We start from the raw sequence: 339 nt of genomic DNA on the forward strand, positions 1-339 counted from the left end.
AGGGCGCCTGGGTGACCGACGTCGAGGGGCGTCGCTACCTCGACTGCCTGGCCGGCTACAGCGCACTGAACTTCGGCCACGCGCACCCGCGCCTCGTCGCGCGGGCGCAGGAGCAACTGGGTCGGCTCACGCTGACCTCGCGGGCCTTCTATGACGACCAGCTCGGCCCGTTCGCCCGGGACCTCGCACGGCTGACCGGCAAGGAGATGGTCCTGCCGATGAACTCGGGCGCCGAGGCCGTCGAGACCGCGATCAAGCTGGCTCGCAAGTGGGGCTACCTCGTCAAGGGCGTCGCGGAGAACCAGGCGACGATCGTGGCGATGGAGGGCAACTTCCACG

General features: G+C 69.9%; 1 protein-coding gene. It reads left to right on the plus strand.

All coding sequences use genetic code 11. The features are described from left to right. A partial coding sequence (locus EKO23_RS24930; protein WP_134721281.1) for an aminotransferase class III-fold pyridoxal phosphate-dependent enzyme occupies nucleotides 1-339 on the plus strand: 339 nt, incomplete at both ends.

It is taken from the genome of Nocardioides guangzhouensis (assembly GCF_004519545.1).
In the GTDB taxonomy this organism is placed as follows: Bacteria; Actinomycetota; Actinomycetes; order Propionibacteriales; family Nocardioidaceae; genus Nocardioides; species Nocardioides guangzhouensis.